Annotated in this window: 8 protein-coding genes and 1 pseudogene; 5 read left to right on the top strand and 4 right to left on the bottom strand. The window is 39.5% G+C overall.

Annotated features, from left to right (window positions below):
- Positions 1–828: 828 nt before the first annotated feature.
- The 3 genes from FD29_RS10875 to FD29_RS10865 are packed head-to-tail and all read left to right on the top strand — an operon-like array spanning position 829 to position 3,866.
- Positions 829–2,331, top strand: a complete 1,503-nt coding sequence (locus tag FD29_RS10875; protein ID WP_057888936.1) for an AMP-binding protein — start codon at positions 829–831, stop codon at positions 2,329–2,331.
- 3 nt (positions 2,332–2,334) lie between these two features.
- Positions 2,335–3,144, top strand: coding sequence for an ABC transporter permease subunit (locus FD29_RS10870; RefSeq protein ID WP_057888935.1), 810 nt, complete (start codon positions 2,335–2,337; stop codon positions 3,142–3,144).
- Positions 3,144–3,866 carry an ABC transporter ATP-binding protein gene (locus FD29_RS10865; protein WP_057888934.1) on the top strand — a complete coding sequence of 241 codons (723 nt, stop codon included), beginning with the start codon at positions 3,144–3,146 and terminating at the stop codon, positions 3,864–3,866. Before FD29_RS10870 ends, FD29_RS10865 begins: the two co-directional genes overlap by 1 nt.
- A gap of 38 nt (positions 3,867–3,904) precedes the next feature.
- On the opposite strand, the gene FD29_RS10860 is transcribed toward FD29_RS10865, so the two are convergent.
- Complete coding sequence (locus FD29_RS10860) at positions 3,905–4,468, bottom strand: NAD(P)H-dependent oxidoreductase (RefSeq protein WP_057888933.1); 564 nt, start codon at positions 4,466–4,468, stop codon at positions 3,905–3,907.
- Positions 4,469–4,546: 78 nt separating this feature from the next.
- Here FD29_RS10860 and FD29_RS10855 point away from each other — a divergent pair, with 78 nt between their 5' ends.
- On the top strand, positions 4,547–5,371 hold the full coding sequence (locus FD29_RS10855; RefSeq protein WP_057888932.1) for a MerR family transcriptional regulator: 825 nt from the start codon (positions 4,547–4,549) through the stop codon (positions 5,369–5,371).
- Between the two features lie 77 nt (positions 5,372–5,448).
- Positions 5,449–5,862 carry a protein-export chaperone SecB gene (locus FD29_RS10850; protein ID WP_057888931.1) on the top strand — a complete coding sequence of 138 codons (414 nt, stop codon included), beginning with the start codon at positions 5,449–5,451 and terminating at the stop codon, positions 5,860–5,862.
- Between the two features lie 285 nt (positions 5,863–6,147).
- On the opposite strand, the gene FD29_RS11855 is transcribed toward FD29_RS10850, so the two are convergent.
- From FD29_RS11855 to FD29_RS10835, 3 genes and pseudogenes are all read right to left on the bottom strand, one after another.
- On the bottom strand, positions 6,148–6,645 hold the full coding sequence (locus FD29_RS11855; protein ID WP_057888930.1) for a PTS sugar transporter subunit IIA: 498 nt from the start codon (positions 6,643–6,645) through the stop codon (positions 6,148–6,150).
- A gap of 11 nt (positions 6,646–6,656) precedes the next feature.
- Positions 6,657–8,168, bottom strand: a pseudogene (locus tag FD29_RS10840) (PTS transporter subunit EIIC).
- 19 nt (positions 8,169–8,187) lie between these two features.
- Positions 8,188–8,877 carry an N-acetylmannosamine-6-phosphate 2-epimerase gene (locus tag FD29_RS10835; protein WP_057888929.1) on the bottom strand — a complete coding sequence of 230 codons (690 nt, stop codon included), beginning with the start codon at positions 8,875–8,877 and terminating at the stop codon, positions 8,188–8,190.

Raw genomic sequence — 8,877 nt, 5'->3', positions numbered from 1 at the left:
CACTACTGAGCCCATCAGCTTTTGCTCTCCAGGCTAGGGTTTTCGTTGTTTAGTTGTTATATATAATATTCAAGTAAAGTTATTAGTTACATAAAGATATGTTTTAAATATAAGAAGGCCGTAATTCCTAAATTAATTAAGAATTACGGTCTTTCTTGTGTGGTTTAAATTTTTACTAATAAATATTGAAGATTTAATAATACTGACTATATCAATATCTCAAAAACCAAAAATCCTTAAATACTCTAGTCTGGAATGAGAATTCTGGTGGATGCTCAGCCGTGGTGTCTCTTAGCTGGCGTTTCTCTGCCAGGTTAGAGACAGACAAGCTTGAAGACAATTTTTAAATTGGCTCCAAGTTGCTCTCACTGCGTTCCAGCAATCCACCAGAATTTCATGGAAGACGGCAGTGAACCTATAACCAAGTCATATTGTCGATATTTAACAAAACTGCCTATATTAATATCTCAAAACCCAAAATCCTTAAACCCTCTAGTCTGGAATGGAATTCTGGTGGATGCTCAGCCGTGGTGTCTCTTAGCTGGCGTTTCTCTGCCAGGTTAGAGACAGACAAGCTTGAAGACAATTTTTAAATTGGCTCCAAGTTGCTCTCACTGCGTTCCAGCGTCCACCAGAATTTCATGGAAGACGGCAGTGAACCAACAACCAAGCTACCACCCCTCCTTTTCTAAGAAATTCTTATTTAAACCTTATCAAACCTAAGTAGTTGCCAAAGACCAATCCTTGTAAACTATGTTTATTCAATCAAACGAAAGGACTAAACGAGCGAAGATATTCCCGTTCTGCTCCGCTCTCTGGTAAATACATATGTCAGAACTTACTGAAAGACTACAACAACAATTAATCGCTGGTGCTAACCGTCCTTTGATGCAAGATGCTAATCAACACTGGTACAGCGGCAGCGAACTTAACTTAGAAGAAAACGTTTGGAAAAACTACTGGCAAAATAAAGGCATCGGCAAAAATGATGTCGTCCTAGTCAGCTTAACTAATTCCGTTACTTATACTTTAGTGATTCAAAGCTTATGGGAAGTTGGCGCTATCGTCCAACCGATAAACCCCGATTCAACTGAAATTCAAATCAGTGAGCTGGAGGATCAATATAATTATTCAGCTCTCATTCTTAACTCAGATGTTAAGAAACTTTCGATTTTAAATGATACGTTTACTAACCACCCTCGACTCACAACTTTACACGAACCCGAAGTTCAAATTTATTTACGCGACGTCCACACGCACCACCCTATCGAAGTACCAGACGATGAAGATATCGCTTTGATCATGCACACTTCTGGTACAACTGGCAAACCTAAACGAGTTGGGCTTACTCATAAACAGTTATTGGCCGGTGCTTTCAATGTTATCGACAGTGAGAAATTAACCGACCAAGATCGAACTTTTATCTTAATGCCAATGTTTCACATCAATGCGATGGTCATTTCCAACTTAGCAACCCGCTTGTCTCACGGTCAATTATTGTTCCGTCCCAAGTTCAGCGCCCACCTCTTCTGGAAAGAAGTTAGTAGTGAAATGGTAACTTGGATCTCACTCACACCAGCCATTATTGCGATTCTTTTGCAAAGAGATGAACAACCAGAGCACAACAATCTTAGGTTTCTGCGAACTGCTTCAGCCCCTTTGCTTCCAAGCATCCATCAAGAATTCAGTCGCCGGTTTGAGGTTCCTTTAATTGAAAGTTACGGTATGACCGAAGCAGCTAGTCAAATAGCTCAGAATCCTTTGGAGTTACCACGACAAAATACTGTCGGTACCATTACCGGTATGAAAATTAAAATCCTCGATAAAGATTTCAATGAACTCGGCAATGGCTTGATTGGGCAAATCGCTTTGAAAGGCGACAATGTCATCACGCATTATCTTGACCCACAGCCGGAAGCTTTCCACGATGGTTGGCTTTTGACCGGTGATTTAGGTTCACTAGACGAAACTGGTTATCTTCATATCGCGGGACGTAGTAAAGAAATGATCATCCGCGGTGGCGAAAATGTTAACCCACTTGCTGTTGAAGATTGCCTGATCGACTTGAAATTTATCCGTGAAATCGCCGTAATTGGAACTCCTGATTTGATTTATGGTGAAACTGTTACCGCTGTTATCGTACCTAAGAAACTAAGTCACGATCATCGCCACCAATTAGCTCTGTTGAATGAATTAGCAAATGAGCAATTATTACCTGTTGAACGACCTACTAAGTACATTTTCAGTACCCACTTACCTAAAAATGCGACTGGGAAAATTCAACGTACACTTCTAGCTCAAGAAGTGAGTCAACAGCTAAAGGAGGCGTAATCGATGCAAAAACCGGTTACTTTAACAACTACTCGTAAAAATTTTCACCTGCCAGTCGATAAAATTTTACCCTTTTTGATTCCGATCATCGTAATTTTATTCTGGCAAGTCAGCAGCACTCTAGGCTGGCTATCAAGTTCCGTTTTACCATCACCGATGGCTGTGCTTCAAGATGGCATTAAACTGACGGTTTCAGGTGAATTACCTAAGAACCTCAGTATCAGTCTTTACCGTGCTACGGTTGGACTCTTGATCGGTGGTGGAATCGGCTTTGTATTGGGATTTATCAACGGTATGTCGAATACTTTCCGCCTACTGTTCGATTCCTCGATTCAAATGTTCCGTAACATCCCTCATTTAGCCCTTATTCCCCTAATCATTCTCTGGTTAGGAATCAACGAATCAGCTAAAATTTCTTTGGTCGCTATCGGAACCATGTTCCCTGTTTATATCAACACTTTTCACGGTATTCGTTCCGTCGATCCTGACTTGATCGAAATGGGAAAATCATATCAACTAACTAAAAGCCAGATGTTTTTCAAAATTATTTTCCCAGCTGCTTTACCACAGATCCTAGTTGGTATCCGTTACGCTCTAGGTGTTATGTGGACAACTTTGATCGTTGCCGAAACGATCTCTGCTAGTTCGGGTATCGGCTACATGGCTAACAACGCCGAAGACTTCATGGATATGGAAACCGTCGTCTTATGTATTGTCGTTTATGCCGTTCTTGGAAAAATTTCTGATTTAGTTGCCAAGAGTTTTGAAAGTCTCTTATTAGATTGGCAACACACTGGAAGGAGTAATGCTTAATGAATAATTCAATGATTACAATTAAAAATGTTAATAAAATTTATGATAATACTACCGCACTGCACGATGTCTCACTCGATATCAAACAAGGCGAATTCATCGCTCTAGTAGGCATGAGTGGTGGTGGTAAAAGTACCTTGTTACGCTTGATTGCTGGTTTAGAACAACCAACTAGCGGTTCCGTTACCATCAACGATTCTTCGACTGATTCCTTGATGCGAGTAATGTTTCAAGAGGATCGACTACTTCCCTGGATGTCCGTTTTAGACAATTTATCTTTTGGCTCAAAAGATAAAAATACTAAAGCGCATGCTCGTCAACTACTTGATCTAGTCGAATTGGGCGACTACGCAAACCACTTCCCCAACCAATTATCCGGCGGTCAAAAACAACGTGTCGCTTTGGCTCGAGCCTTGATGACCGATCCTAAAATTCTACTTTTGGATGAACCGTTGGGTGCCTTGGATGCCTTGACTAGACGCAAAATGCAAGATTTGATTTTAGATATTTGTCAGAAACAAAATCTAACCACTATCCTCGTAACTCACGATGTTGAAGAAGCTGCACGAATGGCCGACCGTATCGTAGTTATGAAGAACTCGACTAATTCTTATGAAGAAACTTGTCCTAAGAATCGCAACGTTGGTCAAATTGGCTTGGTTGCTGATCGAGTTCTTGGTGAAATCTTGGAAGAGCCTACTTTAGAAAAACAAACTGCATAAATAAAAAATCGAATTCAATTAAGAATTCGATTTTTTTATTACAATAATTCTTCAACAAATCCACTGACATTATTCAAATAATCAACTCGCTCAGGCTCTTCAGACAAAATGATATTACCAAAATTATGCCAGAGAATTTCTTTAGCTCCCATTGATTTGATTGGATAATTCAAAACTCTAATTGGATCAGTAAACTCATTGACCAAAGCATCGGTTGTTAATTCAGAAGTCGTCAACAACAAAGCTTTCTTAACTTTAGTCATACTAGGATTCTCAAAACTGATAATCTTGTCTTTCAAAAATACTTTATCAAAGAACCCCTTCAAAATTGCTGGTGCACCGATCCACCAGATTGGAAAGACAAACACTATTTTATCGGTTGCTTTTAAGATTTTGATATATTTGTCGACTAATGGGTCCTTGTAGCCGCTCTTACCGTAAACTGATAATTCTGATTCAGTCAACACTGGATTAAAACCATCTTTATTCAAATCGATCAACGTATATTCTTGGCCATTTTGCTTGAGTGTTTTGATCGTCTCCTCAAGTACCGCATGATTAAAACTACCATCCCATGGATGTGCATACACAATTGTAATCATCTTGTTACCTCCCTGTTACAAAAATCATGTTAAACTGTGACCCAATGTTACAGTCAACTGAAAGAGGAAAATATTTTTATGCTAAAGATTTCTGAATTTGCTGAACTTGCCCACACTACTCGTCGGACATTAATTATTTACGATCAAAAAAGTCTCTTCAAACCTTCTCACGTCAATGAAGAAGGTTATCGTTTCTATGACTACGACCAACTTTACGAAATTTCATTCATCTTAGCTTTACGCAAACTGGGATTATCGATCGATGAGATCAAACAAGTCAGTTCGCTTGATAAAAAAGAATCACCCGATAAATTACTAATGAATCTCAAATCCAAGATCAACGACCAAATCAGTGATCTCCTAAAAATAAACGATCAACTCAATCAACGGATGACGAATATGGCCCAACGTAGCGATTTTCACTTGTACCAGCCATACGTTCACGTCAATAAGGAAGCTTTCTACTGGAAATCAATTAACTTGGACGATTGCTCACCCCAGTTGATTGCCAAAACTTTCTCCGTTTTCTACGATCACTTGGATCACTTTACTGGTATCAATGGAACTTGCTCCGGTTTTCTGGTCGACCTACCCAAGATTGACTTAGAATTGTTCGATCATTCAATTTTCAGTTTGATCAAAGAATCCAGTCTACCTGTAAACGACGAATTAGTTTCGACTATCAAACGTCCAGCTGGGGAATATATTGCGGTTGACGTAAACAGCGATACCGACAATAATGCCAAAAATGTCCACCATGGCCTAACTGTTCTAAAAAAATATATTACTGACCACAATCTTCAAGTGACCGACCAACTTTGGGAAATAAATTTGGGCGAAGATATTCGTTTTTCCAATGCCACTTCGGCTGTCTTACGTTTGGAAATGCCAATTAAAAAATAGATTGGCCAAACGTTTGTATAATAATGCTTTTTTACTGATGGAATGATACGATTGGGGAAAATGACTGGAGTAGAATTATGAATGCCCAAGGTAAGTATTTACAGTTTGAAGATCCCACAGTTCTCAAGTTCGATTTTGAAGTGAATGACGACTTTGATTTTGAAAATGCAACCGATAGTTCCGACATCAACACGATAGTTGAAATGCCCAATACCACAGAGATTGATTTTAACGATGATATCCCCGTTTACTTAACAGTTTTCTTAAACAACGACGATGACAACGCGCCTTACCAAATTACAGGCCGAATCATGACTCTGTTTCAAGTATCTGACCAATTATCCGATGACGAGGCTCTACAACTACTACAAAACGAAGGTGCCTCGATTTTATTGTCTTATCTTCGCCCCATGGTAGCAATGATGACCACAGCCAGTGGTTTTCCCGCCATGACTTTACCAATGCTTGATTTTTCCGATAATGAAGACTAAAAATTCAATTTCTAATTAAACGGCTCTTTCTGAACTTTAGTTATATACAATTATTTAGACACACAAATAGGTCATCCCCTAAAAACAACTGGATGGCCTATTTTATTTAAATAAAATATCGAATCATTGGATCTAAGATTTTAATACTACTAATGTAAAACAAATAAAAAACCGTTTAGTCTGGCATGGAAGACGACAATGAACAACCAAACTTGAAAAATAACCAAGATCGAACCTTTTTGATGTACTTTTATATTAAATTTAAGAAATGAAGGGTGAAACTTATTATTTAATCGTGGCAACCATCACTTCTGATCCATCGTTTATCTCAGTTGAATCATTAACTTTTAAATCGGCATTGTCTACTTTATTGGCCGTGTTCGTGATGATTGTTAAAACTACGGTATCTTTGCCCGCATCTTTCACTTGTTGGAGATCCATATTAGCAATTGGCGTATGGACTCCTACTTGATCATTCTCTTGGACCAAAATTTCAAATGGTTTGCCCTCTAAGTCAACGGTATCAAGTCCCATATGAACCATGACTTCCAAACCAGTCGGCGTTTTGAAGCCAATTGCATGTTTAGTTTTAAAAACTGAAGTAACCGTCCCCTCGATTGGAGAATAGATTTTACCCTCACTTGGTACGACGCCAAATCCTTCTCCCATCATCTTTTGAGCGAAAACTTGATCACTGACATTCTCTAAAGCTTGTACTTTACCAATTACCGGAGCATACAATGTTTCGGTAATTTTTTTCTTTCCAAATCCAAATAATCCCATAATTTTCGCTCCTATTCATCAGTTCCTAAAATACCATTGATTTCCTGACTATAAAGGTCAGCTTTACCACCGTAAACGGCTTGCAAACCACCGCTAACATCTAAGACGGCTGTCGCTCCTAAATCTTTCAACACTTGTTTATCAACTTTAGTATTATCATCGACCGCAATTCTTAATCTAGTTGCACAGGCTTCAACGCTTTGAATGTTTTCTGAACCACCTAGCGCATCAATAATTTGTTGCGATTGTGCGTGTAAACTAGAGTTTTTATCAGCTTTGCTTTCAGAAGGTGCATTGCTGTCGCTATCATCATCTTCCATGCCCGGAATAGCAACGTGGAACTTCGTAATACAGAATCTGAAGACTACATAATAGACAACGGCCCAGATCAATCCGAACCAGAGAACTGTTGGCCAATTAGTTTTATCCTTACCTTGTAAAACACCGAATAGTAAGTAATCGATCAAACCACCTGAGAAGGAGTTACCAATTCTAATATTCATAATATCGGCAAAGAAGAATGATAATCCATCAAGAAAGGCGTGAATAACATACAACCATGGAGCTACGAATAAGAAAGTATATTCTAGTGGTTCTGTAATACCAGTTAAGAATGATGTCAAACCACCACTCAAGTAAAGACCACCGTTCTTCTTTCTGTTTTTCTTTGGAAGTGAACGATACATAGCCAAAGCAGCAGCTGGTAAACCAAACATCATAGTTGCAAAACGACCAGCAAAGAAACGAGTTCCGTATGTGAATAAACCAACGTGGTTTGGATCAGCTAGTTGGGCAAAGAAAATATTTTGAGCACCAACTACCGTGTGACCGGCAACTGAAGCCGTTCCACCAAGTGATGTATACCAGAATAATGGATAAATTGTGTGGTGCAATCCTACGGCACCCAACAAACGTAATAAGAAGCCATACAAGAAAGTACCAATGCTTCCCATCTTAGCGATAGCATGACCGACAACGATCATTTCGTTTTAGATTGGAGGCCAGATCATGTAAAAAATAGCGCCAATAAAAATTGCTGCAAAAGAAGTAATAATTGGAATAAATCTTGATCCACCAAAGAATCCTAAAAACTGTGGCAATTCAATTTTCCGATATCGGTTGTGCAAATATGAAACCATACCACCAATAACGATCGAACCAACAACACCAGTATCGACTGTCGTTCCTTTAGGAGAGAACAGTTGAATCAATCCGGCAATCGTAGCTGTGTATACTAGAAAAGCAACGGCACCAGAAAGACCGGCAGTACCTTTATCACCATTGGCTAACCCGACGGCTAGACCAACGGCGAATATCAACGCAATATTTGAGAAAACCGCATTACCGGCAAAACTCATAACTTTCAAAATCGTTTGCAGCCAAGCTGCATTCAACCACGGATATGCTTTAACGGCAGCGTCATTAGTTAAGGCGCCACCCAAACCTAGAAGAAGACCAGCTGCCGGTAAGATAGCAATCGGCAACATGAAGGCTCTTCCTAACTGTGAAAATTTCTTGAACATATTTATCTACCCCTTATTTTTAATTAAGTGCCCCGATAAAACGTTGTGCAATTTCCATTGGCCGTGTGATTGCACCGCCAACGACGATTCCAGTAGCTCCCATATCTTGAATCTTTCTAGCTTGTTCTGGCGTGTGGATCTTACCTTCCGCAATCACTGGAATACCGGCATCAATGTAGCTTTGAATCAATTTGATATCGGGACCATCAGTTTTAACGCTCTCTTCGGTATAGCCACTCAAGGTCGTCCCCGCAAAATCAACCCCAGCTTCGTAAGCTTCTTTCCCTTCTTCAAAGATTGAAGTATCAGCCATTAACAATTGATCCGGATATTTGGTTTTAATTTCTTTGATAAATTCAGCGACCGTTTTCCCATCATGACGTTTGCGTAAAGTACAATCCAAAGCAATCACAGCTACTCCAGTTTCGTGAAGTTCGTCGACTTCCTTCATCGTTGCCGTGATAAATGGTTTTTCTGGCGGATAATTCTTTTTGATGATACCGATAATTGGTAGATCAACTGCCGCTTGAATTTCTTTAATATCACGAACTGAGTTAGCGCGAATCCCAACTGCACCTGCTCTTTTGGCTGCCACAGCCATCAGTGGCATGATGCCACCTTGTTCTGTGTAAAGTGGTTCCCCTGGCAATGCTTGACATGAAACGATCAAACCGCCTTTTACTTGTTTGATAAACTCATCTTTATTCAT

This window comes from Companilactobacillus mindensis DSM 14500 (assembly GCF_001434275.1).
In the GTDB taxonomy this organism is placed as follows: domain Bacteria; phylum Bacillota; class Bacilli; order Lactobacillales; family Lactobacillaceae; genus Companilactobacillus; species Companilactobacillus mindensis.
This window is presented reverse-complemented; position numbering and strand designations above follow the sequence as displayed.

Bases quoted from the DNA above. Each gene is read 5' to 3' on its own strand.
- FD29_RS10860 (WP_057888933.1), bottom strand. From the start codon at position 4,468: ATGATTACAATTGTGTATGCACATCCATGGGATGGTAGTTTTAATCAT.
- FD29_RS11855 (WP_057888930.1), bottom strand. From the start codon at position 6,645: ATGGGATTATTTGGATTTGGAAAGAAAAAAATTACCGAAACATTGTAT.
- FD29_RS10865 (WP_057888934.1), top strand. From the start codon at position 3,144: ATGAATAATTCAATGATTACAATTAAAAATGTTAATAAAATTTATGAT.
- FD29_RS10850 (WP_057888931.1), top strand. From the start codon at position 5,449: ATGAATGCCCAAGGTAAGTATTTACAGTTTGAAGATCCCACAGTTCTC.
- FD29_RS10855 (WP_057888932.1), top strand. From the start codon at position 4,547: ATGCTAAAGATTTCTGAATTTGCTGAACTTGCCCACACTACTCGTCGG.
- FD29_RS10870 (WP_057888935.1), top strand. From the start codon at position 2,335: ATGCAAAAACCGGTTACTTTAACAACTACTCGTAAAAATTTTCACCTG.
- FD29_RS10875 (WP_057888936.1), top strand. From the start codon at position 829: ATGTCAGAACTTACTGAAAGACTACAACAACAATTAATCGCTGGTGCT.
- FD29_RS10835 (WP_057888929.1), bottom strand. From the start codon at position 8,877: ATGAATAAAGATGAGTTTATCAAACAAGTAAAAGGCGGTTTGATCGTT.